At 65.1% G+C, this 25084-nt stretch carries 21 protein-coding genes and 1 pseudogene; 8 read left to right on the top strand and 14 right to left on the bottom strand.

All coding sequences use genetic code 11. The features are described from left to right. Nucleotides 1-15: 15 nt before the first annotated feature. Entirely contained in the window at nucleotides 16-1410 is a 1395-nt protein-coding gene (locus ACK5JE_RS07385; RefSeq protein ID WP_416801045.1) for an MFS transporter, read from the bottom strand. 132 nt (nucleotides 1411-1542) lie between these two features. Further along, nucleotides 1543-4218 carry an aconitate hydratase AcnA gene (gene acnA, locus ACK5JE_RS07380; protein ID WP_416801044.1) on the bottom strand — a complete coding sequence of 892 codons (2676 nt, stop codon included), beginning with the start codon at nucleotides 4216-4218 and terminating at the stop codon, nucleotides 1543-1545. Nucleotides 4219-4462: 244 nt separating this feature from the next. Between acnA and ACK5JE_RS07375 the strand changes: the two genes are divergently transcribed. Then, the gene (locus tag ACK5JE_RS07375) at nucleotides 4463-5080 is read left to right on the top strand and encodes an FmdE family protein (RefSeq protein WP_416801043.1); all 618 of its coding nucleotides are present in this window, start codon (nucleotides 4463-4465) and stop codon (nucleotides 5078-5080) included. A gap of 104 nt (nucleotides 5081-5184) precedes the next feature. On the opposite strand, the gene ACK5JE_RS07370 is transcribed toward ACK5JE_RS07375, so the two are convergent. Further along, complete coding sequence (locus ACK5JE_RS07370; RefSeq protein WP_416801042.1) at nucleotides 5185-6645, bottom strand: diguanylate cyclase domain-containing protein; 1461 nt, start codon at nucleotides 6643-6645, stop codon at nucleotides 5185-5187. A 360-nt stretch (nucleotides 6646-7005) separates the two neighbouring features. Between ACK5JE_RS07370 and ACK5JE_RS07365 the strand changes: the two genes are divergently transcribed. The 3 genes from ACK5JE_RS07365 (at nucleotide 7006) to ACK5JE_RS07355 (ending at nucleotide 9811) form a co-directional block, all read left to right on the top strand. Further along, nucleotides 7006-8406: a nucleobase:cation symporter-2 family protein gene (locus ACK5JE_RS07365; protein WP_416801041.1), complete on the top strand. Its 1401-nt coding sequence runs from the start codon at nucleotides 7006-7008 to the stop codon at nucleotides 8404-8406. 233 nt (nucleotides 8407-8639) lie between these two features. Further along, entirely contained in the window at nucleotides 8640-9233 is a 594-nt protein-coding gene (locus tag ACK5JE_RS07360) for a phosphatase PAP2 family protein (RefSeq protein WP_416801040.1), read from the top strand. 38 nt (nucleotides 9234-9271) lie between these two features. Beyond that, a complete protein-coding gene (locus ACK5JE_RS07355) occupies nucleotides 9272-9811 on the top strand; it encodes a cytochrome b (protein WP_416801039.1) in 540 nt (179 codons plus the stop codon). Between the two features lie 9 nt (nucleotides 9812-9820). On the opposite strand, the gene ACK5JE_RS07350 is transcribed toward ACK5JE_RS07355, so the two are convergent. From ACK5JE_RS07350 to ACK5JE_RS07300, 11 genes and pseudogenes are all read right to left on the bottom strand, one after another. Next, nucleotides 9821-10045 (bottom strand): DUF2783 domain-containing protein, encoded by a 225-nt coding sequence (locus ACK5JE_RS07350; RefSeq protein WP_416801038.1) that lies wholly within the window; start codon nucleotides 10043-10045, stop codon nucleotides 9821-9823. A 5-nt stretch (nucleotides 10046-10050) separates the two neighbouring features. Then, nucleotides 10051-11718, bottom strand: coding sequence for an FAD-dependent oxidoreductase (locus ACK5JE_RS07345; protein ID WP_416801037.1), 1668 nt, complete (start codon nucleotides 11716-11718; stop codon nucleotides 10051-10053). A 57-nt stretch (nucleotides 11719-11775) separates the two neighbouring features. Continuing rightward, nucleotides 11776-12744, bottom strand: a complete 969-nt coding sequence (locus ACK5JE_RS07340; protein WP_416801036.1) for an MBL fold metallo-hydrolase — start codon at nucleotides 12742-12744, stop codon at nucleotides 11776-11778. Between the two features lie 21 nt (nucleotides 12745-12765). Beyond that, nucleotides 12766-13467 carry an ABC transporter ATP-binding protein gene (locus ACK5JE_RS07335; RefSeq protein WP_416801081.1) on the bottom strand — a complete coding sequence of 234 codons (702 nt, stop codon included), beginning with the start codon at nucleotides 13465-13467 and terminating at the stop codon, nucleotides 12766-12768. 222 nt (nucleotides 13468-13689) lie between these two features. After that, a pseudogene (locus tag ACK5JE_RS07330) lies at nucleotides 13690-14088 on the bottom strand (hemerythrin domain-containing protein); the annotation flags it as partial. Between the two features lie 11 nt (nucleotides 14089-14099). Then, a complete protein-coding gene (locus ACK5JE_RS07325) occupies nucleotides 14100-14861 on the bottom strand; it encodes an ABC transporter ATP-binding protein (RefSeq protein ID WP_416801035.1) in 762 nt (253 codons plus the stop codon). Between the two features lie 4 nt (nucleotides 14862-14865). Beyond that, on the bottom strand, nucleotides 14866-15798 hold the full coding sequence (locus tag ACK5JE_RS07320; RefSeq protein WP_416801034.1) for a branched-chain amino acid ABC transporter permease: 933 nt from the start codon (nucleotides 15796-15798) through the stop codon (nucleotides 14866-14868). A 2-nt stretch (nucleotides 15799-15800) separates the two neighbouring features. Then, nucleotides 15801-16676 (bottom strand): branched-chain amino acid ABC transporter permease, encoded by an 876-nt coding sequence (locus ACK5JE_RS07315; RefSeq protein WP_416801033.1) that lies wholly within the window; start codon nucleotides 16674-16676, stop codon nucleotides 15801-15803. Nucleotides 16677-17104: 428 nt separating this feature from the next. Beyond that, on the bottom strand, nucleotides 17105-18061 hold the full coding sequence (paaX, locus tag ACK5JE_RS07310; protein ID WP_416801032.1) for a phenylacetic acid degradation operon negative regulatory protein PaaX: 957 nt from the start codon (nucleotides 18059-18061) through the stop codon (nucleotides 17105-17107). Nucleotides 18062-18080: 19 nt separating this feature from the next. Continuing rightward, complete coding sequence (locus ACK5JE_RS07305; RefSeq protein ID WP_416801031.1) at nucleotides 18081-19118, bottom strand: 2Fe-2S iron-sulfur cluster-binding protein; 1038 nt, start codon at nucleotides 19116-19118, stop codon at nucleotides 18081-18083. 84 nt (nucleotides 19119-19202) lie between these two features. Beyond that, entirely contained in the window at nucleotides 19203-20228 is a 1026-nt protein-coding gene (locus ACK5JE_RS07300) for a hypothetical protein (protein ID WP_416801030.1), read from the bottom strand. 368 nt (nucleotides 20229-20596) lie between these two features. Here ACK5JE_RS07300 and paaN point away from each other — a divergent pair, with 368 nt between their 5' ends. Genes paaN through paaI form a run of 4 tightly spaced genes read left to right on the top strand, consistent with a single transcriptional unit; the run spans nucleotide 20597 to nucleotide 25080 of the window. Then, nucleotides 20597-22264 (top strand): phenylacetic acid degradation protein PaaN, encoded by a 1668-nt coding sequence (gene paaN / locus ACK5JE_RS07295; RefSeq protein ID WP_416801029.1) that lies wholly within the window; start codon nucleotides 20597-20599, stop codon nucleotides 22262-22264. Between the two features lie 33 nt (nucleotides 22265-22297). Beyond that, nucleotides 22298-23098, top strand: coding sequence for a 2-(1,2-epoxy-1,2-dihydrophenyl)acetyl-CoA isomerase PaaG (paaG, locus tag ACK5JE_RS07290; protein ID WP_416801028.1), 801 nt, complete (start codon nucleotides 22298-22300; stop codon nucleotides 23096-23098). A 4-nt stretch (nucleotides 23099-23102) separates the two neighbouring features. Next, nucleotides 23103-24629 carry a 3-hydroxyacyl-CoA dehydrogenase gene (locus ACK5JE_RS07285; protein WP_416801027.1) on the top strand — a complete coding sequence of 509 codons (1527 nt, stop codon included), beginning with the start codon at nucleotides 23103-23105 and terminating at the stop codon, nucleotides 24627-24629. Then, the gene (paaI, locus tag ACK5JE_RS07280; RefSeq protein ID WP_416801026.1) at nucleotides 24619-25080 is read left to right on the top strand and encodes a hydroxyphenylacetyl-CoA thioesterase PaaI; all 462 of its coding nucleotides are present in this window, start codon (nucleotides 24619-24621) and stop codon (nucleotides 25078-25080) included. Before ACK5JE_RS07285 ends, paaI begins: the two co-directional genes overlap by 11 nt. Nucleotides 25081-25084 lie beyond the last annotated feature (4 nt).

Raw genomic sequence — 25084 nt, 5'->3', positions numbered from 1 at the left:
CTGCTCACAGACGCATCAAACGCCGTCGCCGCGGGCACGCCATCCTAGGCGGATTGCCAGGGCCGGGGCAAACGCGAACACGCCATACACCGCCCAGGCGGCCTGACGCGCACCCTGCCAGCCGCCCGGTTCGGTGAAACCGGCCGTGTTGGCCACCATGCCCGCCACGCTGGCGCCCAAGGCGATCGCATACAACTGCAAGGTCGTAATCGCCGCCGAGGCAATGTTCTGCTGATCCGGCGGCGCGGCCCGGAACACCCCGGTCAGCAGGTGCGGCCAGCACAGTCCGACGCCGCCGCCCACGCCCAGCAGCAGCGCGGCGAGCAAGGCTGGCGGCGCCTGCGGATCGGGCATGAACACATACAGTCCCGCCAGGGCGGCCGCCGAAAAGACCGGCCCCAGCACCAGCAGGCGGCCGATGTTGACCGCTTCGCGACCCGAGCTGATCAGGGCGCCCAGGGTCCAGCCGGCCGACATCAGCGCGGACAGATAACCGGCGTACAGCGGGGTCAGGCCGTGCAGGATCTGAAGAAAATAGGGCACGAAGACTTCCGTCGTCACGCCGATGCTCATCAGGCCGATCATGGCGTAGCGACGGCCCAGCGGGTGACGCAGCGACCAGGCGCCTTCGGGCAGAAAGCGCTGGCGTGCCCGGCCATCCATGCGCGCCAGCCAGAAAACGAGCAGCAGACCTACCGTCACGCCCACGAACTGGACGCTCCAGGACGCGTACAGACTCGACGCAGAGACGACCAGCACAGAGACCACCAGCAACCCCATGCGCAGCAGGGGTGCCTCCAACCGGGCGCTGCGGTCCCGGCCTTCGCGCCCCAGCTGGGTCACCAGCAATCCGCCCAGCAGCGCACACACGGGCAGCACCGCCCAGAACGCCCAGCGCCAGTGCCCCGACTCGGCGAACAGGCCGCCGATCGCCGGTCCCGACAGGGTAGCCACCCCCCACATCCCTGAAATCAGCGCCATGGCCCGCGCCCACAGCGCCGGGTCGAACACCAGCGGCACCGTGGCATAGCTCAGGCTGAGCAGCATGCCGCCACCCAGGCCCTGCCCCATCCGTCCGATCAGCAACCAGGGCATGCTGGGCGCCAGTCCGCAGACCACGGTCCCGGCCATGAACATGAGCAGCGCCAGCAAGAACGTCCGTCGCAGACCATGCCAGCGGATGCCCAGCGGCGCGCACGAAGACCCCATGATCGAGGCCGCCACGAACAGGGTGGTGTTCCAGGCATACCAGGGCAGACCGCCGATGTCCTGAACGACCGAGGGCAGGATGGTGGTGGCGATGAATACGTTGACCGCGTGCACCGCCACGCCCCCCGCCAGGGCGAGAGAGCGCAGGCCGTTTCGGCCCCGCAGCAGGGCGCCCCACGAGGCGTCAGGGGATGTCGTCATGTGTTGACCGGAGAGCGCCCGCCGCAGACATGCGGGCCAAAGACCCGCATTGTAGACAAGGCGGCGGCGCGGCCGGATGCGCCGGACGGCGCGCGGATCTCTCGAATCCGGACCGATCCGCGCGAACCGCCCCTAGTCCAGCAACTGCCGCAGGGCGTATTGCAGGATGCCACCATGACGATAGTAGGCGGCCTCGGTCGGCGTATCGATCCGCACCAGGGCATCGAATTCGATGTCGCCGGCCCGGACATGGACGGTCTTGGGCGTGGCGCCGCCATTGAACGCCTCCACTCCGGTGATCTCGAAAGTCTCCGTCCCCTTGAGCCCGAGCGAGGCCGCATTCCGGCCCGCCGGGAATTGCAGCGGCAGCACGCCCATGCCGATCAGGTTGGAGCGATGGATGCGCTCATAGGATTCGGCGATCACCGCGCGCACGCCGAGCAGCACCGTGCCCTTGGCCGCCCAGTCGCGCGAAGAGCCCGAGCCGTATTCCTTGCCGGCCAGGATCACCAGCGGCGTCCCGGCCTCGAGGTAGTGCCGAGAGGCATCGAAGATCGTGACGACCGGTCCGCCGTCGCGCGTGAAGTCGCGCGTCCAGCCCCCCTCGGTTCCCGGGGCGATCTGGTTGCGCAGGCGGATGTTGGCGAAGGTGCCCCGGATCATGACCTCGTGATTGCCGCGCCGCGATCCCAGCGAGTTGAAGTCCTGGGGTTCGACCCCGTGGGCGAGCAGATACTGGCCGGCGGGGGTGTCCTTGCCAATCGACCCGGCCGGACTGATGTGGTCGGTGGTGACGGAATCGCCCAGCAGCGCCAGGACCCGCGCGCCCCGGATGTCGTCCACCAACCGCGGCTGGCGGGGCATGCCCTGGAAGTAGGGCGGATTGCGCACATACGTGGAATCGTCCTCCCAGCGGAACAGGCTGCCCTCGGGCGTATCGAGGTCGCGCCAGAGTTCGCCGCCGTCGAAGACGCCCGCGTAGCCGCGCTTGTACATGTCCGAGGAAATGCAGGACCGGATCACCGCCTGGACCTCCTCGGCCGACGGCCACAGGTCGCGCAGGCGGACATCCCGCCCCTGGGCATCCTGGCCCAGCGGATCGTCGAGCAGGTCGATGTTCATGGTGCCGGCCAGGGCGTAGGCCACCACCAGCGGCGGCGACATCAGGTAATTGAGCTTGATCTCGGCGTGAATGCGGCCCTCGAAGTTGCGGTTGCCCGACAGCACCGACACGACCGCCAGGTCGTTGCCGCGCACGGCCTCGGAGACCTCGGGAATCAAGGGGCCCGAGTTACCGATACAGGTTGTGCAGCCATAACCGACCAGGTTGAATCCCAACTGGTCCAGATAGGTCGTCAGTCCGGCTTTTTCGTAGTAGTCGGTGACCACCCGGGAGCCCGGCGCCAGACTGGTCTTGACCCAGGGCTTGCGTTGCAATCCGCGTTCCACGGCCTTTTTGGCCAGCAGGCCGGCCGCCACCATGACAGCCGGGTTGCTGGTGTTGGTGCAGGAAGTGATGGCCGCAATGACCACGGCGCCATGATCGATCTGGAATTCGCTGCCATCGGCCAGGCGCACGGCGGCCGGGTTGGATTTGGGGGCGCTGGGCAGCGCGGTCAGCGACCTGGCCAGCGCGGGCCTGGCATCGGTCAGCGCAATCCGGTCCTGCGGCCGCTTGGGTCCGGCAATCGAAGGCACGACAGTGCCCAGATCGAGCTCCAGGCGCTCGGAATACCGGGATTCGCGCGCGGGATCGTGCCACAGCCCCTGGGCCTTGGCATAGGCCTCGACCAGGGCGACCTGTTCGTCGGAGCGGCCGGTGAAACGCAGGTATTCCAGCGTTTCGTCGTCCATCGGGAAAATCGAGATGGTGGAACCGTATTCCGGGCTCATGTTGCCGATGGTGGCGCGATTGGCCAACGGCACGGCAGCCACGCCCGGACCGTAGAACTCGACGAATTTGCCCACCACGCCATGCTTGCGCAGCATGTCGGTGATGGTCAGCACCAGGTCAGTGGCGGTGGTGCCCTCGGGCAGCGCGCCGGACAATTTGAAACCGACCACGCGCGGAATCAGCATCGAGATGGGCTGGCCCAGCATGGCGGCCTCGGCCTCGATCCCGCCGACGCCCCAGGCGACAACGCCCAGGCCGTTGACCATGGGCGTGTGCGAGTCCGTCCCCACACAGGTATCGGGGTAGGCTTCGGTGACCCCATCGGCCTGGCGCGTGAACACGCCACGAGCCAGATGTTCCAGGTTGACCTGGTGGACGATGCCGGTATCCGGCGGCACGACGCGGAAATTGTCGAAAGCCGTCTGCCCCCAGCGCAGGAACTTGTAGCGCTCGACATTGCGCCGGTATTCGATCGCCTGGTTGCGCTGGAACGATTGATTGTGGCCGAAGTCATCGACGATCACGGAGTGATCGATGACGAGTTCCACCGGCGCCAGCGGGTTGATGCGCTCAGGCTTGCCGCCCAGGGCCCGCATGGCATCGCGCATGGCGGCCAGGTCCACCACGGCCGGCACCCCGGTGAAATCCTGCAGGACGACCCGTGCCGGGGTGAAGGCGATTTCGCGGCTGGGTTCGGCGTCGGGATCCCATCCGGCGAGCGCGCGGATCTCGTCGGCCCGCACGGAGACGCCATCCTCGGTGCGCAGCAGATTCTCGAGCAGAATTTTCAGGCCGTAGGGCAGGCGGTCCGGATCGAGTCCGTGATCCTTGAGCGCGTCGAGCCGCCAGATGCGATAGGACTTGTCCCCGACATCCAGGGTGGCGCACGCGCCGAAACTGTTGGGATGTGTCATGCCGTGTTCTCCTGTCAATTCAAGCCCGGGCCACCGGAGCATATCCAGCCGGCTCACGGGTCCGGTTCATCTTACACCGGCTTGCGCCTGCGGCCATCCGCCACCCCATGCGCCCCAGGGCCTTGATGCCCGGAACGGCGGCTGCAGGGATCAACGACCGGACTCAGGCCAGGGTTAAGCGCCGTTTCGAGGTGCATTCCGCCTACACTTTGAGGTTGATTCCTATTTACCCGGAGCACATTCCATGGCATTTCCCGCATTCTTCGCCCTGGCCCCCCGCATCGCATTGCACGATCCCCTGGCCGAACTGCTGGGGGCATCCGACAACGGCCTGATCGAGTACAGCTACGAGGACGCCGTCCGGCTGGCAGGCCACTCATGCCCCACCGTGGCCGGCGCCTGGCTGATGACGGTGCATGCATTGAAGGCCCTGTATCCCGATCGCCCCCCACAACGCGGCGACATCGACGTCACTTTCGCCGACGAGGCCACCAACGGCGTCACCGGCGTGATTGCCAACGTGGTCGGTCTGCTCACCGGCGCGACGACCGATACTGGCTTCAAGGGCCTGGCCGGCCAGCACGACCGGCGCAACCTGATGCATTTCCAGGGCGATATCCCGGGAGAGATCGTCTTCACCCGTCGCGATACCGGCGACCGCGTCGCTGTCTCTTACAGCGCCCAGCGCGTGCCGGGCTCGCCCGCCGCCATGCCGCTGCTGCAAAAAATCCTGGCCGGCCAGGCCAGCGCCACCGAAAAGCAGGATTTCGCGCATCTCTGGCAGGATCGCGTGCGCCGCATCCTCGAGGCCGCGAACCAGCCCGGTCTGGTGACGGTCAGCCCGCTGTCGCACGCGGCCTGACCCGGAGCGTGGCCTGGGCCTGATCCTGACCCGGGTACGGACTGATCCGGACACAGGCTGATCCAGAGGCGCGCAGGCTCGCCCGCCCCGGCGGCGGCCCTGCCTCAGTGACGCCGGTCGTGGGTGGTGTAATAACGGCGCTTGTCTTCGTACAGCGCCTTGTCGGCCTTCCGCAGCGCCGATTCCAGCGCGGCGGGATCGCGGCAGGTGGCCTGGCCTGCCGAAACGCTCAGCGGGATGCCGCCGTAATACTGGTTGTTCAGTTTGATCAGGGTATGGATGTTGGCGCGGACCTTGCGCGCCGCGACCCCGTCGTAGCCGGGCAGGACGATCACGAACTCGTCTCCGCCGATCCGGGCCGCCTGGCAGGGACTGTCGATCGCCTTGTTCAGCACCTCGCCCATGCGGCGCAACAGGTCATCGCCCACTGCATGACCGCCTTCGTCATTGGCCTGCTTCAGGTTGTTCAGGTCCAGGGTGACAAAGGACACCAGCGGTATCCGCTTGCGCTGCAGACGATCCAGTTCCTCGACAAAATAGGTCCGGTTCTTCAACTGGGTCAACACATCGTGCTTGCCCAGGTACTCCAGATAGGCCTCGGCCCTCTTGCGCGCGGTGATGTCGGTCAGGGAAACCAGCACCAGCCCCCAGTGCTCTTCGTGCCCCTGGAACACCGAGAGTTGCAGATGAATGTGCAGATCATCGCCCGCCAGCGTGCGGTTCCGGACTTCTTTTTTGTGGGAGAGCCGGCCATGCCACAGATCGATCATCTGCTCGGCGAAAGTGGCGCGCGACTCCTCGCCAAAGACATCGCCCATCCGCGAGATCAACTGACTCTGGGATTCCGCCTTGAACAGTTCCAGGGTGTAATCATTGACATCGATGACCCGGATTTCATGAAGGCAGCGGTCGATGAAATCGGGATGCACATCCAGGAATGTGCGCAAGTCGCTGATACCCCGCTCACGCAGTTCATCGAACAGGCGCTTGATGGCGCTGAAATCCTCGACCCAGAGCGAAACCGGCGCCTGCTGGAAAAATTCGCGCGCATCACGCTCGCTGGCCTGGGCCTGGCGCCGGGCCTCCTGGAACGGCGTCACGTCCTCCATGGCCACCAGCACCCGATCCCAGGGATGCTGGTCGTCGGCGAGCACCACGCCCTTGAGGGACAGGTCCATGCGCCGCCCGGCCAGGGAATAATTCACTGTCTGGCTCTCGAATCCCCGGTGACCGAGCCAGAGCTGGTCGAGCTCTCCGGCCAGCCCCTCGAATGTGTCGTCACGCAGCACGTCATCCAGCCGGCCCATCAGTTCCTGCTGGGAGCGGGCGCCGAACAGCGTGAGCGTCTGACGGTTGACGCGCCGGATGCGGATCAGGCTCGCGCAGTGTCTCAGCCGGTCGCGATCCTGGAGCAGCCAGGACCGCAGATTCACGACACCGGCGGCCCGCCAGCGTGCAAACTGCGTATGCAGGGCGCTGTAGTCTTCGAGCCACAAGGCCATGGGCGTGGCCTCGAAAAAATCCGCAACGCCCGCCTCCTCGATGTCCATCTCCACAGCATCCATCCCGGCCTTCGGAGACGGGTCGCCGATTGGCGCTGACCGCACTTCATCCATCCCGATTCCGTCGGTTTCGCAAAAGTTTTAATTTTAAATGAAATCGCCGCCCGGACAGCCAGCGGCTGTCGTCATCCCGCATCATGGCGTCCGAATCAGAGAAAACACCAATGGACAGAATTCATCATAAACACATCGAGATCGGCACTATGAAAAGCCCATGGTCCTGAATCCATGGCGCAGGCTCACAATGAAGTCATCATCCTCATGCCCCCTCGGCCTCGACCGCGGGCCATCCCGCCGGATCTGCCCGCTTTCCCGACCTGCCGGGCTCCCGACCCATGACAAATGACGAGGAAGGAGACTCTCTTGAACACATCCGCCCGCACCGCAGCGCCGCGCCCCGAAGACGAAGCCCTGGGCCTGACGGCCAACCTGATGTACGGATTCCAGCATGTCCTTACCATGTATGGCGGCATCATCGCCGTCCCGCTGATCGTCGGCCAGGCCGCCGGTCTGGGCGGCGCGGAGATCGGCGTGCTGATCGCCTCCTGTCTGTTCATGGGAGGCCTGGCCACCCTGTTGCAGACCCTGGGCATTCCGTTCTTCGGCTGTCAACTCCCCCTGGTCCAGGGTGTCTCTTTCGCCAGCGTCGCGACCATCGTCGCCATCCTGACCTCCGGCGGCAGCCTGCCCGCCGTTTTCGGCGCCGTCATGGCGGCAGCCCTGATCGGCCTGCTGATCACGCCGGTCTTTTCCCGGGTCATCCACTTTTTCCCGCCCCTGGTGACGGGATCGGTGATCACCACCATCGGCCTGTCGCTGATGCCCGTGGCGGCCCATTGGTCCATGGGCGGCAACCCCAAGGCCGCCGGTTTCGGCAGCATGGCCAATATCGGCCTGGCCGCCGTCACGCTGCTCATCGTGCTGTTGCTCAGCAAGCTCGGCAACGCGACGATCTCGCGCCTGTCGATCCTGCTGGCGATGGTGTTGGGCACACTCATCGCCTGGGCCGTGGGCATGACCGATTTTTCTCAGGCGACCCACGGTCCCGCCTTTGCCCTGCCGACCCTGTTCCATTTCGGCTGGCCCGAATTCCCCCCCGCCGCGATCATCTCCATGTTCATCGTCATCCTGGTGGTGCTGGTGGAAACCTCGGCCGATATCCTGGCGGTCGGCGACATCATCGATACCCGGATCGACTCGCGCCGCCTGGGCGACGGGCTACGCGCCGACATGATCTCCAGCGCGGTGGCGCCTGTCTTCGGCTCCTTCACGCAAAGCGCCTTCGCCCAGAACGTGGGGCTTGTCGCCGTGACCGGGGTGAAAAGCCGCTATGTCGTGGCCTCCAGTGGCCTCATCCTGCTGACCCTGGGACTGCTGCCGGTCATCGGCCGCTTCATCGCCGCCGTCCCCACGGCCGTGCTGGGCGGCGCCGGCCTGGTGCTGTTCGGCACCGTGGCCGCCAGCGGCATCCGCACCCTGGCCCGGGTCAGTTACGAAAACAACATGAACCTGGTCATCGTGGCCACCTCCATCGGATTCGGCATGATCCCCATCGCGGCCCCCTCGTTCTACGCGCACTTCCCCGCCTGGGTCGCAACGATCTTCCACTCCGGCATCAGTTCGACGGCCCTCATGGCCATCACCCTGAACCTGATGTTCAATCACCTGACCGCCGGGAACTCCGACCAGCAGTCCGTGTTCGCGGCCGGCACCGGCCATGCCATCGGCCATGGGACCGGGCACGGCTCGGCCGCCCCGCACTGAGCCCCCCCGCACGGGGCCGTCCCACACGGGGCGGCCTCCACGCCTCGCCGCCCACAGCGGTCGCCACGCCCGCGCCGTCCGATCGAAGCGGCGCAGGCGTGGCGGTCGGGAACCCGGCATGACCACGGGCGATAGAGACAGATCAAAGGTGGCGCGGTTTTTTCATCCGGATACGATCTCCGGGTCGCCCGGATGCTATGCTGCCCTCCCCGGCACGCCTCTCATCCCATCGCATGGAAACCTTGAACAACGCCTTGTTCCTGTGGATCAACGCCAGCAACCCCTCGGACACCGCCCTGCTGCTGGGCCGGTTCCTGGCCAATGGGCTGATCTACCTGTTTCCCCTGTACCTGGCGCTGAGCTGGCTGCGGTCGGATTCCCCCGGGCGAGAGGCCCTGCTGCAAGCCGCCCTGAGCGCGGCCATCGCCATGCTGCTGTCCTGGGCGATTTCCAAGGTCTGGTTCCACCCGCGTCCCTTCGTCATCGGCCTGGGCCATCTGTACATGCCCCACAAGCCGACCGCTTCATTCCCCAGCAACCACCTGAGCTTCGCCTGGTCGATCTGCGCCGGGCTGGCCTTGCACCCCGTCAGGCGCAAGGCGGCCTGGATCCTGGCGCTGATCGCGCTGCCGGTCGCCTGGGCGCGCATCTACATGGGCGTGCATTTTCCGCTGGACATGGCCGGCGCCCTGCTGACCGGCCTGGTCGCCGCCGGCTTCGGCCTGCCGCTGCGCGGCAGCCTGATTCCGGCCCTCAGACGCCTGATCGAACCTGTCTACCGCCTCGTCTTTGCCTGGCCGATCCGGCTGGGCTGGGTCCGCGCCTGAGCCCCCTCCATCATCCCCTCTTTTCTCCGATCTGCTTTATGCCCATGTCCGCCCGTTACAGCCGTCCCGCCATCGCACTGCACTGGATCACCCTGCTGTTGATCGTGGTGGTCTATGCCGCCATGGAATTCAAGGACCTGTTCCCCAAGGACAGCCCCGAACGCGCCCTGACGCGGATGCTGCATGCCTCATGCGGCCTGACGATCCTGGCGCTGACCGTGGCCCGCCTGTGCTTGCGGCCGCTGAACCGGATTCCCGACATCGTGCCGCCCCCGGCAAAATGGGAGCGGATCTCGGCCGGCCTCATGCACGTGGCGCTGTACACCCTGCTGATCATCCTGCCGCTGCTGGCCTGGTTCGCCATCAGCGCCCGGGGAGGCACTCCACAGGTCTGGGGCTTCGCCCTGCCCGCGCTGACCGGCGAGGACAAGGCGCTGGCCAAGTCCGTCATGGACGCGCACAGGTTGATCGCCAACATCGGCTACGCACTGATCGGCCTGCATGTCCTGGCCGCGCTGAAACACCATTACATCAGCCGCGACAACACGCTGCGCCGCATGCTGCCGTCGCGCGCTTGACCCCGCCGGTCAAAGGTCCTGACGCGCGATGGTCATGGCTTCGCGCAGCACGGACAGATCACCGATGTGATTGGCGAGCAACAGGATCAGGCGGGCGTTGACCTGCGCGCTCTGTTCGTCGCTGAGATCCCGGTGCATCTCGATCAGCGCCTCGTAGAAGTCATCACCGGGGGTGTAGGCGCGCGTGTAATGGCGACCGGCTTCGCCGAAATTCAGGTTCAGATTCAGTCCCATGAGATTCATTCCTGGTTGCAGGTGGCTCGGGCCAGCGCCTGGCGGATCCGCTTGGCGTCCGCAGTACGCCAACGGGCCGCGACATGCTGGTCGGGGCGGATCAGCCAGGCCGATCCTGAACGGGCGTCATAGCGTTCGGCAAAACGCCCGGTATAGTCTTCGAACACCCGGAAACCGTGTGGCGAGCGTCCGCCCGCCGGCGTCACCAGGATGACGTCCACAGGCAGCGCGCCGGACATCAGCGTCTGCAAGGCTTCGGCCTGAGCCACATCGCCCGGCTTGTCCACATAGACCAGCAACTGGAAGCGATCTCCCAGCCGCTCCAGCAGCCAGAAATGGTCCACCTGGGCCCGCATGGGACTGTCGTCGCACGCGGCGCCGGGCACCATGTCTCCGGCGAACACAGCCTCATCGGGTGTATTCAGGGCCGAATCCGTCAGGACGGCCGGCACCGAGAGGCGGCCGGAGTTGACCAGCGCGCGGGCAAACGGATAGTGGCGCGCCAGCCCCAGCACCGCATTGCGGAAAGCCCGCGAAGTCTGGGTCTTGGGGGTGATGAAATCCGTCGAACGGGTGGAGTTCAGCAGGTTCTCGTCGGCGGCATAGGTGCGTTCATCGGAATAGGTGTCCAGCAGCCGGTCGGGGGCCTTGCCCTCCATCACCAGCCGCAGCTTCCAGGCCAGGTTGTCCGTGTCCTGGATGCCGGAATTGGCGCCGCGCGCGCCGAACGGCGAAACCTGGTGCGCCGAATCACCGACGAACAGCACCCGGCCATGGCGGAATTTGTTCATGCGCCGGCACTGGAAGGTGTAGACGCTGACCCATTCGAGTTCGAACTCGTGCTCCTCGCCCAGCATGGCCTTGATGCGCGGGATGACCCGCTCCGGCCGTTTTTCCTCTTCGGGATCGGCATCCCATCCAAGCTGGAAATCAATGCGCCAGACGTTGTCGGCCTGATGATGCAACAGCACCGACTGGCCCGGGTGAAAGGGCGGATCGAACCAGAACCAGCGCTCGGCGGGAAAATCCGCCTTCATGACCACGTCGGCGATCAGGAACCGATCCATGAACACCTTGCCCTCGGCCTCCAGCCCCATCGTCCGGCGGATGGGACTGCCGGCGCCGTCGGCCACGATCAGCCAGTCGGCTTCGACCGGATAGTTGCCATCCGGCGTTTCGACCTGCAATGCCACGCCATCGTCCTGCGGGCGCACGGACACGACCTTGTTGCGGAACCGCAGATCCAGCGACGGCAGGGCCTGCGCCCGTTTGACCAGATATTCCTCGAGGTAGTACTGCTGCAGGTTGATCATGCCCGGCCGGTGATGGTCGGGCTGGGGCAGCAGGTTGAAGCTGTAGACCTCCTCATCGCGAAAGAAAGTCCGCCCCACGTTCCAGCTGACGCCTTTTTCCACGCAAGGATCCCCCACCCCCAGGCGGTCGAGCACTTCCAGGGCCCGCTTGGCGTAACAGACCCCGCGCGAGCCGACCGAGACGGTGTCGTCATCGTCGAGCAGCAGCACAGGGACGTTCTGCTGGGCCAGATCGATGGCGACGGCCAGGCCGGCCGGGCCGGCCCCCACGACCACCACCGGATGGCGGACGGCCGTGTTCGACCCCAGCTCGCTGGGCGGATGATATTCGAACTTCTTGTACTGATAGGTGCTGAGCATGTGTGTCTCCTCCAGACTGGTACGGGTCGCGGTCTCGTGCCACGAATCACCGCGTGTTCACTGTTGCGCTTGCAGGCCGTGCCACATTTCCTTGTCGCGTTCGGCGGTCCAGATGCGCGGATGACGGATGCCGCTGGCCTCGTCCATGGCCCTGACCACATCGAACGGCAGGCAGTGCTCGTAGATGAAGACCTGGGCGAATTTCGGGTCCATGCGGCTGCGGATGTGCGCCATGGCCTGTTTCAGATCCATCCCTTTGGCGTGCGCCTCGCAGGCCGATGAATACAGCGTGGACACGAAGTCACGGGTATAGGCCAGGCCGGCAGCGACCTTGTCGGGGGTGTCCAGCGCCGGCCCGCGGCCAGGCACCAGCTTTTCGGCGCCCAGGGCCGAGAGCGCATCCAGGGTGGCGGGCCAGTCGGCCAGTTGCGCGTCGCCGGTATAGCAGGCGGCGTCACATTCGACCAGATCCCCGGAAAACAGGACCTTCTCGGAGGGCACCCACACCACCGTATCGCCCCGGGTGTGACCCGCGCCGGGATGGAAGATGCGGACTTCGAGGTTGCCCCCCATCCACAGGCTGATGCTGTCCTGCACGACCAGCGTCGGCCAGGTCAGGCCCGGAATCGACTCGAAGGCCTGGAACAGGCGCGGGAACCGCTCGTACTCGGACTGCATGTCCTGCGCGCCACGCTCCACGATCATCTCGTAGGTGCCCTGGCTGGCAATGATTTCCTGCAACCCCTCGTCACGGTAGGCTGCGGCGCCCAGCACCCGCACGGCATGGTAATGAGACAGCACGGCGTACTTGATGGGCTTGTCGGTCACCTTGCGAATTTCGGCGATCAGCCGCCGCGCCATCACCGGGGTGGCGAGCGTATCGCAGATCAGGACGGCCTCGTCGCCGATGATGACCCCGGTGTTCGGATCCCCCTCGGCGGTATAGGACCAGCAATGCTCGGACAGGCGGGCAAAGGTGGTTTTCTTTTCCTCCAGGTCGGCGACGGACGCGAATTTCTTGCTCATGATGGATTCCTCTTCGGTGTTTCACATACCCAGGTACGCGGCGCGCACCTGTTCGTTCTGGATCATGTCCTGACCCGTGCCCGACAGCACGATGCTGCCGGTTTCCAGGACGTAGGCCCGGTCGGCGATGCCCAGCGCGGCAAAGGCATTCTGTTCGACCAGCAGGATGGTGATGCCCTGGGCCTTGAGTGTGCGGATGACGTTGAAGACCTCTTCGACCAGCAGGGGCGCCAGGCCCATGGAAGGCTCGTCGAGCAGCAGCAGGCGCGGCCGCCCCATCAGCGCCCGGCTGATGGCCAGCATCTGCTGCTGTCCTCCGGACAGCGTCCCGGCGGGCAGATGGCGCTTTTCACGCAGCACGGGGAACATCTCGTAGACCCGTTCCAGATCCTCGCCCACCCGACCGGCGGGCCGCAGGTAGGCGCCCAGGCGCAGGTTGTCCTCGATCGACAGGGGCCCGAACACCTGGCGGCCTTCAGGGCTGTGACAGATCCCGGCCCGTACGCGCCGGTCCGCGCGCACCCGGGACAGATCCTTCCCCTCGAACCGGATCTGGCCGGCGCTCATGGGCTGAATCCCGGACAGCGTGCGCAGGAACGTGGTCTTGCCGGCACCATTCGCACCGACCAGGGCCACGAGCTCGCCCTTGAACACCTCGAGGCTGATGCCCTTGAGCGCCTGAATGCGCCCGTAACAGGATTCGAGGTCCTGGACTTCGAGCAGCGGCCTGGGCTTGCGCGGCGTCGTGGGGCCCAGATGCCGGAAGCCCCCGGCCTGGCTGCCCCCCAGACCGATCGCATCCGGCGCCAGCGACACGATGCGGTGGTAGAGCTCGCGGTATTCGGCTCGCGCCTGTTCACCGAACAGAGGATCATGATGATCCGAGAAAGCCGCCGCGATGCCGGCCCAGTCCTCGGACCGAAGCACCTCGCGAGCCAGCGGGAAGGCGTCTTTTTCCTCGGTCCGGATGTGCTGCTTCAGCATGCTCGCGTAGCGGCGCAGCCCCTCGATGAACTCGGGCTGATCCGCCAGGCGGCCCTCGCGTCCCAGGAAAAGACGCAGATTCTGCAGGCTGGCGGGGCCCTGGCGATGTTCCTTTTCCAGCGCATCCAGAATGGGGGTGGCGGCCTCCGGAGCGCGCCGCCGCATCGCCAGAAACAGGTATTGATCCTCCTTGGCGTGATGGCAGCCATCCATGAATTCCTGGATGTAGTCGAACAGGGCGTGGAAAAAGCCTTCGTCGACCTGTTCGCCCGCCTGCAATTCGCCGGCCACCCAGTCCATGGTGGTGGCGATGCGCCAGAGGTTGCGGTGTTCTTCCTGAATGATGTCCAGTGCGTGCATGGTATCTCCGCTCAGGCGTGACCGCCCAGATAGGCCGCTATCACGTCCGGATTGCGGCGGACTTCCGGCCCCGAGCCCTCGGCCAGCCGCTTGCCGTAGTCCAGCACCAGAATCCGGTCCGAGAGGTTCATGACCATCTTCATGTCGTGCTCGACCAGCACGACGGTCACGCCGGTTTCGGCGATCCGGCGCACCAGGGCGTCGACCTCCTGGGTCTCCTTGGGGTTGAGTCCGGCAGCCGGTTCATCGAGAAACAGCAGACGCGGCTTCATCGCCAGCGCCCGCGCGATTTCGAGGCGTTTGAGCGCGCCGTAGGGCATGCTGTCGGCGCGCGACCGGATATAGGATTCCAGGCCGACGAATTCCATCAGGCCGGCGGCCTCCTCGCGCAACGCCTGCTCACGGCGCCGCAGCCCGGGAGTGCGCAGCAAGGCCTTGAACAGGCTGCCGTCCAGGTGAAGGTGGGCCCCGACCATGACGTTTTCCAGGGCGCTCATGTTCATCCAGACCTGCAGGTTCTGGAAGGTGCGCGCCATCCCCCGGCGGGCCAGATCGAAGGGCGTGCGGCCCTGGATCTCGCGGCCGTCCAGGCGGACCGCGCCCGCCGTCGGCCGGTAGACGCCGGTAATCAGGTTGAACAGGGTCGTCTTGCCGGCGCCATTGGGGCCGATGACGGAATACACGATGCCCGCATCCACGGAAAAGCTGACGTCCTGAACCGCGCGGACATTGCCGAACTGGATGGACAGGCGATCGACTTCGAGCAATGCCATGATGTCAGTCCTCCATGCGCAGACGCGCCGCCAGGGTCGGCACCAGGCCGCGCGGCAGGAAAATCATGCACAGCATCAGGATCGCCCCGAACACGACGATTTCCCACCCCTCGAAGGTCACCAGGGCCTGCGGCAGCGCCGTCAGCAGGACGGCGCCCAGCACCGATCCGAAGACCGACGCCATGCCACCCACCACCACCATGGTGACCAGTTCGATCGAATGGAAGAAATTGGCGATCTCGGGCGTCACAAAGCCGACGTAATGCGCCAGGACACTGCCCATGATGCTGGAGACGACCGCCGACAGCACGAAGACGGCCGTCTTGTAGCGCGGCACGTCCACCCCGACGACCTGGGCGGCGATCTCCGAGCCATGCAGGCCCCGCAGGGCGCGGCCGAACGGAGAATCGATCAGATTCAACGCGCCCCACACGCTCAGCAGCAGGATGACCGCCACGATCCAGTACCACTGGATGTCGCGCATGAGGTCGAAGCCGAACAGTTCCATGGATTGCACCGGCATGCCATCCGGGCCCCCGGTCCATGTCGCCTCATTGCGGATCACGATGTTGATGATGATGCCCAGGCCCAGCGTCGCCATGGCCAGGTAATGCCCCTTGAGCCGCAGGATCGGCCGCGCGACCAGCAGCGCCAGCAGGCCCGTGCCGACCGCCCCGGCCACCAGGGCCAGCAGCGGGTGCCAGCCGAAATGGCTGGGCAGCACCGCGGAGGCGTAGGCCCCCAGGCCCACGAAGCCGGCATGCCCCAGGCTGATCTGGCCCGCATAGCCGATCAGCAGGTTCAGACTGAGCACGATCACGGCATTGATGCACATGCGGATGACGATGTCCAGGTAGTAACTGTTGGGCACCAGGAAAGGCGCCGCGACCAGTGCCAGGGTCAGGATGGCGAGACCGATGAGAGAACGTCGACGCATGATCACACCCGCTCCGTGGAAAGGCCGCCGAACAGGCCGCGCGGCATGAAGAACAGGATCAGCAGAATCAGGACGAAGGGGATCGCGTCCTTGTAGGCCGAGGAGATGTACCCCGCGCCCATGGCTTCGAGCACACCGACCAGCAGACCGCCGACCACGGCGCCCAGGCCGCTGCCCAGGCCGCCCACCACCGCGGCGACAAAGCCCTTCAGCCCCAGCATGATGCCTACGTCATACGATGTGAGGGTGATGGGCGTGATGAGGATTCCGCCGAGCGCGCCGAGCGCTGCCGCCAGCGCGAAGCTCATGAGCAGGACCCAGCCGGTGCTGACGCCCACCAGTTGCGCGGCAACCCGGTTGTAGGCCGTGGCCAGCATGGCTTTGCCCGTCAGGGTGCGGCTGAAGAAATACCAGAGCAGCGCCACCACCACGGCCGTCACACCGAACACCCAGAAGCTCTGGAACTGCAGCGTGGCCCCCAGGATGGAGAGGGGCGCATGATCGGAAAAGGGCGGCAGGCTGTGAGCACCCTTGCCCAGCCAGACCTGAATCAGACCACGCAGCACCAGCGAGGCGCCAATGGTGATGATGATCAGGGTGACGGTATCGGCGTCCTTGACCGGCTCGATGGCGAATCTTTCGAGGATCACCCCGACAAGCGCCGGCAGCAGCACGGCCAGCGCAAAGGCCGGGGCCCAATGCAGCCCCGCCTGAATGAAGAACACCGCCAGCATGCCGCCCAGCATGATGAATTCGCCCTGAGAGAAATTGATCACATGGCTGGCGTTGTAGATCAGGCTGAAGCCCAGGGCGGCCAGGGCATAGGTCGCGCCGACCGTCAGGCCCGAGAACAGAAATTGCAGGAATTCCGCTTGCACGGCATGTCTCCTCGCCCGGGCCCGGAGTTTTTCCTCATGCTGCGGAGGGTCTCCGGCCCCAATGCATTACAAATGAATTTTTTAATCATACGATTTAGTATCAAAGCAAACATAGAGGACTTGCGCTCGATGATCAAGGGGACTGATGAGTAAACCCACACTCATTGGGGAAAACCATCAATCCAACTGGAAGTCCATCTCATCCACTCATCGGATCAACCTCTGAATCGAGAGGGCTTTTAGCACTACGAAAATTCCTGGTTTTATTTTTTGTTTGTATCATTGCGGCGCAAACCGCCCCTGGATGATCCTCGATCCATGGTCGAAACCGGTCAATGGACGCGTGCGATCAACGGAGAATTGCGCTCGACGGGGAACACGCGCCGCAGGCGCGGGCTGTCCAGCGCGCGATCGGCGCGTGACTGCGATCAGAGCGAGATCGAAACCAGGGGATCGTCGGAAGGGAAGCGCTCGAAGCCGTTTTCCAGCCGCTCGGGCATCGTGCCGTCGGCCAGGCGCATATGGGCATCCAGATGCCACTCGGAAGGCTCGGCCAGCCGACGGTACAGCTCGCGACACACCATGCGCGCCGACCGGCCGGGCCAGCCCGCCGGCAACAGGACCTCGGGAAGTTCGGGATCGCGCAGCAGCAGGCGGCGATAGTCGTGGATCAGCAGCACCCGCGCCAGAAAGGCCTCCTCGGGCTCCAGACGGACACTGCGGTCACGCCTCAGCTCCGCGAGGATCGGAAGATAGTCTTCCACGAACGCGGCATAGGACTCGGCCAGCCGTTCGAGATTCCAGGCGCGGGCCACCAGATCGGCATCGGAAGCCGTCAGGGTGATACGCGCGTCGGCGGCCAACAGCGGCAGCAGACTGCCTTGCATCTCGCCCAGGCCATCGGCCTCCAGGGTGTCGTAGACGGCCTCCAGATGAGTCGAGGGATGCACGAAACAATCCCCGCTCAGGCTCCCGAATCCCTGCCACAGCAGGGCCTGGCGCAGGCGGTCCCGCTGCCGGGCATCAAGCTCGCCGACGACCAGGATCAGGCGCCACCGGCGATCCCAGATCGGCGCATGCGACGAATAGATATGGCGCGAGGCTTCTTCAAAGCGCAGGCGCCCGGAATCGGTCAGCACATATTCGGCCCGCCGTCCGTGGGTATCGCCCCGCAGCCATTTTTCCTTGCTGAGGCGAAAGACCGAGGTGCGCACCAGCCGTTCGCTCAGATCCAGCGGCTCGAGCAGCTTGATCAGGCTGCCCAGCCAGATCCGTCCGCCGCGCGGCAGCACGGCATCGCCGAACACCGACATGATCAGTGAACCCGCACGCACCCGCTGCTGTTGACGGAAACGATCGATACGATGCTGGATGGCGGGGATCAAGGCGGTCGGCGCATGGGGTTCAGGATTGACGGCCGTCGGTTCGGGTGTTCTGAATGGCGAAAAATCCCTCTTTGTGGATGAGTTCGTCATTCGCGCCCAGCGACTTGACCGCCGCGACGCAGGCATCCACGAATTCCGGGCTGCCCGCGATGAAAATACTATGCGCGGACAGGTCGGGGTACAGGCCAGGCAGGATCTTGTCGACACGGCCTTCCTGGTAGCCTTCCCGCTGTTCGCGCGTGAGGGTTATTTTATAGTCGAAATTACGATGCTTGGTGCGCCACCAGGCCATCATGCCCTGACCATACACATCGGCGACCGTGCGCGCCGAGAAAATCAGATCCACTTTTTTGCGGTAGCCGCGCCGCAGGGCCGCCTCGGCCAGATCCAGAATCGGCGCCAGGCCCGTACCCGCCGCCAGACAGAGCACCGGGGTATCCGCGGACGGGTCTCCGATGAACGTGCCGTAGGCGCCGTTGAGCTTGACGCTGTCGCCGACCTGCAGCTTGTCATGAATCCAGGCGCTGGTGACGCCATCGTCGGCGCGCGCAACCTGCAAGGTGATCTCGCCATCGGGCCGGGGCGCATTGGCGATCGAATAGGCCCGCCGGGGAATATCGGCCCGCTCGTCGCCCAGGGTGACATACTGGCCGGGCCAGTAGCGAATCTGCTGCCCCACCGGGCGCAGGCGGATTTCCAGCGTGCGCCGGGACACCTCGCGGCGCTCGATCAGGACGTGCAGCGCATTCTCACGGGGCGGGAACAGTTTGGGCCGCGCATCGGCCGTGCCCCATTCGATCACCAATTCATCGGAAATCGGCTTGGCCATGCACATCAGGCCGTAGCCCAGACGACGCTCTTCCGCGGTCAACGCCATGTCGAGCACCATGCCCTGGTCGTACTGGCCGTCCAGCACCTTGACCTTGCATTCACCACAGGCGCCCGCCCGACAGTTGTTGGGCAGTGCGTAGCCGGCTTTTTCCAGAGCCATCAGTACCGTGTCGCTGCCTTTGCATTCCACGGTCTTGCCGGAGGGTTGAATGATGATGCTTGCCATGGTCGTGTCCGTAATGGGGATATTCAATCAAGGCGGGCCCGACCGTCCTGCGGGACGATAGGGCCCGGGCTACAGAAAAGTAGATCAGAACACCGGGATGATGTCATCCATTTCGACGTCGGAAATTTCCTGACCGGTGATGCCGACCTCGGGAATGGCCGGGAAGGGGATGTTGTAGTGATCCAGCACACCCTTCAGGTTGATGATGGCCTGACGCCAGTTTTCACGCTTGGCTTCGAGCGAGGGGATGCCGAACCCGGCATTGCGGGCGATTTCCTCGGCTTCGCGCTGATTGGCGATGAAGTCGGAAGGCAGATCCCAGAAATCGGCGGGCGGCTCGTACAGCACGGCTGACAGAAACAGGTAACCGGCACGAATCTGCTTGGTGACGATGGACTTGTGTTCATCGCTGATGCCGGGATAGTCGCGTTCCATCACGGCCATACAGATGGCCATGTGGCGGCCTTCGTCGCGGCCGATGTTCTTGAAGGCTTCCTTGAACACGGGTTCGCGGGAATTCTCGTACATCTGCTTGAAGATGGTGGCCGCGGCGATTTCCCCCATCAGGAAGGAACTGAACAACACCGCCAGGTCGTACTTGGGCACAGCGGTCTTGTAGCCATTCCAGTAGCGGGCGCCGTTGAAATACAGCCATTTGGCGTTTTTCTGCAGACGGCGGCCGATGTCTGTCTTGGGTTCATAAGTGAGGGGATCGGGATGGTCGAGCAGCTTGGTGATCGACAGACCGCACATGATCTCGTGATTCTGCTCGTCACTGGTGACGGAGAAGAAGCATTTGCGCACGGGGTCCTCTTCGTGGACCTCGTAGGTCTTGATCAGTGCCTCGGCGAAAACCGGCGGGGCCGATGCGTCGAACACCGACAGCAGCGTCCACCAGTAGGCGATGCATTCGCGTTCTTCCCAGGAATAGCTGTCGAGATCGAGCGTATCCCAGGGCAGTTTTTCAGGTTCCCAGTATTCCCTGAGCGAGGCTTCCCAGACTTCTTGCAGTTTCTGGGTCTTGCGGCGCCAGGACAGGGGATAGACATTGGGCTGTTCAATTTCGGGCGGAAATTCCATCTTGTCCGAAAAGCGTTCCTTGCTGGACATGAGTGTGCTCCTTTGGGGTGGATGTAGGGGGTAGGGGCGGACGGGTTCTGGTCCTTTGTCCCGATGCAGATCAGGCACGGCTCAATCATGTTACGCAAACAACTATCTTGTCAATTTATTTGTATCACTTAGAGCCTAGGGGTTTTCCCGTGAGAATCAATACACATCATGGCTTTTAAGATAAATTCCCTGTAAGCCCCTTGATTTCACTAATCATTCGATCAGTTTATAAGTCCATCACGAAAACAGATAAATTAAGCCTAATTGAATTGGAACTTGCTGAAAGTGATACATTAATCGATATCAAATAAAAAGTTTCGTATTTCTAAAGAAATCGCCGCCACCTCGGCCGGCACTGGAGACTCCTCATGTCGCACCCCCTGCTGGATCAGCACCGTCCCCTGCTCGAGCGCGCGCTCGAGACCATTGCCATGCGAGGCTATTGGTCGGCCTTTGCTGAATCTCCCAGTCCCAAGGCCTACGGCGAAGACGCGCCTGAAGCCGGCCGTTCCGCCTTCGAAGCGCATCTGGGAAAGCCATTTGAAATCGACCAGCCGGGCCAATGCGGCTGGCATGAGGGCGAGACCTCGCCTTATGGTGTGCCCCTGGGGATCCGCTATCCGCAATCGGACCCCAAGGCGCTGGTGCAGGCCGCCCTGGCGGCCATGCCGGCCTGGCAGGCGCTGGGCGCCGAGGGCCGCGTCGGCATCTGCCTGGAAATCCTGCAACGGCTGAACCGCCAGAGCTTCGAGATCGCCCACGCGGTCATGATGACCAGCGGTCAGGGCTGGATGATGGCGTTCCAGGCGGGTGGCCCCCACGCGCAGGACCGGGGCCTGGAGGCCGTGGCCTACGCCTGGCGCGAAATGTCGTTCATCCCCGCCGAGGCCGTCTGGGAAAAACCCCAGGGCAAGCACCCCGCCCTGGTCATGCGCAAGCACTATGAAATCGTCGGCCGGGGCGTGGGCGTGGTCATCGGCTGCGCCACCTTCCCCACCTGGAACACCTATCCGGGGCTGTTCGCGGCGCTGGCCACCGGCAACCCCGTGATCCTGAAACCGCACGGCCACGTCGTCCTGCCCGCCGCCATCACGGTGCGCACGATCCGCGCCGTGCTGACCGAAAACGGTCTGGACCCGAATCTGGTCACGCTGTGCCTGACCCCCGACCACGAGACCGCGCACACGCTGTATACCCACCCGGACGTCCACTCGATCGACTACACGGGCGGCAACGTCTTTGGCCAGTGGCTGCTGGATCACTGCCGTCAGGCGCAGGTCTACGCCGAACTGGCCGGGGTCAACAGCATCGTGATCGACTCCACCGATGATTACGCGGGCATGCTGCGCAACCTAGCCTTCACGCTGTCGCTGTACTCCGGCCAGATGTGCACGACATCCCAGGCGCTCATCGTGCCGGCGCAGGGCATCGACACCGACCAGGGCCGCAAGACCTTCGAGCAGGTCGGGCAGGATCTGGCCCAGGCGATCGACAAGTTCCTGTCCAAACCAGAAACCGCCCTGGCCGTGCTGGGCGCGATCCAGTCCGATGCCACCCTGTCGCGCATCGACGAGGCCGCCCGCGGCGGGATGGGCCAGGTCGTGCTGGCGCCCAGGACGCCGCAATACGAAGAATTCCCTCAGGCCCGCGCGCGCACGCCGGTCCTGCTGGCCTGCGATGCAAAGGACACGGCGCACTACGCCCGGGAACAGTTCGGTCCTATCAGTTTCCTGGTGCGCGCCGCCGACACGCAAGCCGCGCTGGCGCTGTCCGAAGACCTGACCCGCCAGCACGGCGCGCTGACGCTGGCGGTCTACAGCACCCGCGACACGGTGCTGGACGCCGCCATCCGGATGTCCTGGCGGGCCAAGGTGGCCCTGTCCCTGAATCTGACCGGTGGCGTTTTCGTGAATCAGTCCGCCGCCTTCTCCGACTTTCATGGCACAGGAGGCAACCCGGCGGCCAATGCCTCCTACGCGGATTCGGCCTTTGTGGCCAACCGCTTCCGGGTCGTCCAGCGCCGCAGCCACACCTGAGACCTGTTCCCATGATCCCCTGAGGCTCCGTCCATGTCGAAGACCTACCAGAACATTCAGTTTTCCATCGAACGGGGCATCGCCCGCCTGACCCTGGCGCGCCCCGACAAGCTCAACAGCTTTACCGAAGCCATGCATCTCGAGGTGCGCGACGCGCTGAACCAGGTCCAGCAGGACGCCAGCGCCCGCGTCCTGGTCCTGAGCGGCGCGGGCCGCGGTTTCTGCGCGGGCCAGGATCTGGGCGACCGCGCCATGCAGATCGGCACCGGACAGGCGCCGGACCTGGGCGCCACCGTCGAAGGCTTCTACAAGCCGCTGATCCTGGCGCTGCAGAACCTGCGGGTACCGACCCTGGCGGCGGTCAACGGCATCGCCGCCGGCGCCGGCGCCTCCATCGCCCTGGCCTGTGATCTGGTCGTGGCCACCGAATCCGCCTATTTCCTGCAGGCCTTCAGCAAGATCGGCCTGATCCCGGATACCGGCGGCACCTGGCTGCTGCCCCAGCGCATCGGCATGGCGCGAGCCATGGGCCTGGCCTTGCTGGCCGAGAAACTGCCCGCGCGGCAAGCCGCCGACTGGGGCCTGATCTGGTCATGCATCGCCGACGGGGCCTTCGCGGGCGAAATCGACCGGCTGGCGTCACAGCTCGCCCAGGCGCCGACCCGCGCACTGGTGCGCACCCGGCAGGCCATGCAGGCCGCCGCCTCGCACACGCTGGAACAACAGCTTTCGATGGAGGCCGGCATCATGCGCGAGCTGGGCTGGCGCCGCGACTATGCCGAAGGCGTCGCCGCCTTCCTGGAAAAACGCCCTGCCCGCTTCACGGGGGAATAAACCCATGACAGCCCTGGATTCCCGCATCGCCGTCGCCGTGATCGGCGCCGGCACCATGGGCGCCGGCATCGCGCAGGTCGCCGCCCTGGCCGGTCACCCCGTTTTCCTGCATGACACCCGGCCAGGGGCTGCGGCGCAGGCCATCGACGGTATCCGCCATGGCCTGCGCGCGCTGGTCGCCAAAAAACGGCTCGATGCCGACCAGGTCGAATCCGCCCTGAACGGCCTGTGCGCAGCCGACGCCCTGACCGATCTGGGCGCCTGCGGCCTGATCATCGAGGCCATCGTCGAGCGGCTCGATGCCAAGACGGCCCTGTTCGGCGCGCTCGAATCGATCGTGACCACCGACTGCCTGCTGGCCACCAATACGTCGTCCATCCCGGTCACCGCCATCGGCGCGGGACTGCGCCACCCCGAGCGCCTGGGCGGCCTGCACTTCTTCAATCCCGCGCCGCGCATGCCGCTGGTCGAGATCGTCTCGGGGCTGGACACTTCTGCGGAAACGACCCGGACACTGGCGGACACCGCGACGGCCTGGGGCAAGACACCAGTGCTCACCCGCTCCACGCCGGGCTTCATCGTCAACCGCGTGGCCCGCCCCTTCTATGCCGAAGGCCTGCGCCTGCTGCAGGAACAGGCACTGGACCCCGCCACGCTGGATCACATCATGCGGACCTGCGGCGGCTTTCGCATGGGGCCGTGCGAGCTGACCGACCTGATCGGCCAGGACATCAATGCCGCCGTCTCCCGCAGCGTCTGGACGGCTTTCTACCATGCACCACGCTTCGAACCCTCGCTGTTGCAGCAGGAACTGGTCGACGGCGGACGCCTGGGACGCAAGTCCGGACGCGGTTTTCACGACTACCGTGAAGGCACGCCCGCCCCTGCGCCGCAACTGGCGCCCGCGCAAGCCTGCCCGAAAATGGTTTCGATCCATGGCGACGGCCCTCTGGCCCGGGCACTGGCCAGCCGGCTGCGGGCCCATGAGGTCGCGTTCGACACGGCGCCGGCCCGCGAAGACGGATGCGTCGCCCAGGCGGGCGACGCCCGCCTGTATCTGACCGACGGACGCAGCGCCACCCGGCGGGCCAGCGACCTGAACCAGCCGGCGACCCTGCTGCTGGACTTGGCACTGGATCCGGAGACGGCCACCTGCCTGCCGCTGGCTGCGGCCCGGCAATGCCCCGAATCCGCGCGCCAGGCGGCCATCGGCCTGCTCCAGGCGGCCGGTTACGAGGTGGCCCCGATCCAGGATGCGCCCGGCATGGTGGTGATGCGCACCGTTGCCATGCTGATCAACGAGGCGGCCGACACGGTTCACCAGGGGGTCTGCAGCGCCCCGGATCTCGATCTGGCCATGCGGCTGGGCGTGAACTATCCGCTGGGCCCGCTGGACTGGTGCGACCGTATCGGCGCCCGCGTGATCGGTACGGTCCTGACTCATCTGCGCGGCAGCGACGGCGAACGCTACCGCCCTTGTGTCGCCCTGCAATCCGCCATCCACTCAGGAAAATCATTCCATGAAGCATGAAACCCTTGCTGCCCAGACCCTGGCCGAAACAGTGGCCGCCGCCATGTGGTCCCGCGACCGTGCCGCACAAGCCATGGAGATGCGCCTGGACTCGATTGCCCCCGGCAGTGCCCGGCTGTCGATGACCGTGCGCAGCGACATGCTCAACGGCCACGGCATCTGCCATGGCGGCATGATCTTCACGCTGGCCGATACCGCCTTTGCCTACGCCTGCAACAGCGACAACCACAATACGGTGGCCTCGGCCTGCCACATCGATTTTCTGGCGCCGGCCCGGGAAGGAGACCGCCTGCAGGCCCATGCCCAGACCCGGACCCAGGGCGGACGCACCGGAGTCTACGACATCACGGTCCACAACCTGACCGAAAGTCGCGACATCGCGTTGTTTCGCGGCAAATCCCACCGTATCCAGGGCATGGTGACCGACACCCTGCCGCCCAGCGCTCCCTGAGCAC

This window comes from Castellaniella sp., from assembly GCF_047971665.1.
Lineage (GTDB): Bacteria > Pseudomonadota > Gammaproteobacteria > Burkholderiales > Burkholderiaceae_B > Castellaniella.
The sequence above is the reverse complement of the archived record's forward strand: the minus strand, read 5'-3'. Positions and strand labels throughout refer to the sequence as shown.